This is a genomic window from Microvirga sp. P4_G7 (assembly GCF_056401005.1).
Genome location: NZ_JBFUKD010000666.1, coordinates 1 through 1,970, shown reverse-complemented (window position 1 = coordinate 1,970; position 1,970 = coordinate 1). Strand labels below are relative to the sequence as shown.

Sequence of the window (1,970 nt, the reverse complement as noted above, 5' to 3'; positions counted from 1 at the left end):
AGTTTCCGCAACGCTCGGCGCTTCTCGTGCCAGGACGTTGTGGAGCGTTATTCTACCTCCCTTGATACCGGCGATCCTGACGGGATTCGCGCTCGCCTTCGCACGCGCCGTCGGTGAATACGGATCCGTGATCTTCATCGCGGGAAATCTGCCATACGTGTCCGAGATCGTGCCCCTTCTGATCGTGATCAAATTGTCTGAATACGACTATGTGGGGGCCACGGTCATCGCGACCATCATGTTGGCAATTTCGTTTTCGACGCTTTTCGCCATCAATCTGATCCAGGGCTGGAGCCGGCGGAGGTTCGGCTATGTCTGACACACGCTTGCAGCAGGGCACGCCGAGTGTCGTAACCGAGAACCGTACGACGCGGGTTGTGGCGATCGGGCTTGCGATAGCCTTTCTGGCGCTCTTTCTGGTCTTACCGCTTGTCGTCGTTTTCACGCAAGCCTTCAGCCGAGGATTCGCCACGTATCTTGCCGCTTTCCAGGAGCCGGACGCACGCGACGCGATCCGCCTGACGCTGTTGGTCGCCGCCATTTCCGTGCCGCTGAACGCAGTGTTCGGATTGACCGCCGCGTGGTCAATCACCAAGTTCGACTTCCCAGGCAAGAGTGTATTGATGACACTCATCGACTTACCGTTCTCTGTGTCTCCAGTCGTCGCTGGGTTGATCTATCTACTCCTCTTTGGTGCGCAAGGATTGCTGGGTCCATGGCTGATGGCGCACGACATCAAGATTGCATTCGCTCTTCCGGGAATCGTATTGGCCACGACATTCGTCACATTTCCCTTCGTCGCGCGCGAACTCATCCCACTCATGCAGGAGCAGGGGACGATGGAGGAAGAGGCAGCCTTGACCCTCGGCGCTTCGGGATGGCGGACGTTCTGGACGGTGACGTTGCCGAACATTCGTTGGGCTCTTCTCTACGGTGTCCTCCTCTGCAATGCTCGTGCCATGGGAGAATTCGGCGCAGTGTCGGTGGTGTCAGGGCACATTCGAGGCCTCACGAACACGATGCCGCTGCATGTCGAAATCCTCTACAACGAGTACAATTTCGTCGCCGCCTTTGCAGTCGCGTCACTGCTTGCTTGCTTGGCGATCGTCACGCTCGCGGCCAAATCGTTCCTGGAATGGCGCTTCGGCGACATGGTTTCAGGTCGACCCGCCCATTGAGAGGAGCGCCTGTTTGGAAGTTCGAGTTGCGGAGATCAGCAAGGCGTTCGGCGAGACTGCCGCGCTACGCGATGTCGATCTCACAGTAAGATCGGGCGAGCTTGTCGCGTTGCTGGGACCGTCGGGATCCGGGAAGACGACGCTCCTGCGTATCATCGCCGGTTTGGAAACCTCGGAAAGGGGGCGCGTGTTCATTGGCGGACAGGATGCCACTCTGTTGCCGGTTCAGAAACGTCAGATCGGGTTTGTCTTTCAGCACTACGCATTGTTCAGACACCTCAACGTCGCCGACAACATCGCATATGGTTTGCGTGCTCGCGAACGTGCACGCCGACCGGCGGGGCGAGAGATTCGCCGGCGGGTTTCGGAGCTTCTCGATTTGGTGCAGTTGTCAGGTTACGAGCGCCGGTTTCCAAACCAACTCTCGGGCGGCCAACGCCAGCGCGTCGCGCTCGCGCGCGCCCTTGCGGTCGAGCCGCGCGTTCTTCTCCTCGACGAGCCGTTCGGCGCCCTCGACGCCAAGGTCCGAAAGGATCTTCGAAGCTGGCTGCGCGACATCCACGAACGGACCGGTCAGACGACGATTTTCGTCACTCACGACCAGGATGAGGCACTCGAACTGGCGGATCGGGTTGCTATCCTCAACGAGGGCCGCCTCGAGCAAATCGGTGATGGGGACGAAGTGCAAGATCACCCTGCAACGCCATTCGTGCTGACATTTCTGGGTGACGCCGCTCGCTTCGGCGCGAGAATTGCTGACGGTCGCGTCCTCTTGAACGACAGGCCCGTACC

3 protein-coding genes are annotated in these 1,970 nt (G+C 59.3%); all 3 read left to right on the top strand.

Annotation, left to right across the window (positions count from 1 at the left end; all coding sequences use genetic code 11):
- On the top strand, positions 1 to 319 hold a 319-nt coding region (locus tag AC1DT3_RS19315; protein WP_477466834.1), incomplete at its 5' end, for an ABC transporter permease subunit.
- Entirely contained in the window at positions 312 to 1,178 is an 867-nt protein-coding gene (gene cysW / locus AC1DT3_RS19310) for a sulfate ABC transporter permease subunit CysW (protein WP_477466833.1), read from the top strand. The genes AC1DT3_RS19315 and cysW, both read left to right, overlap by 8 nt.
- Positions 1,179 to 1,191: 13 nt before the next feature.
- Positions 1,192 to 1,970, top strand: a 779-nt coding sequence (locus tag AC1DT3_RS19305) for a sulfate/molybdate ABC transporter ATP-binding protein (RefSeq protein ID WP_477466832.1), incomplete at its 3' end; no start/stop codon positions are given.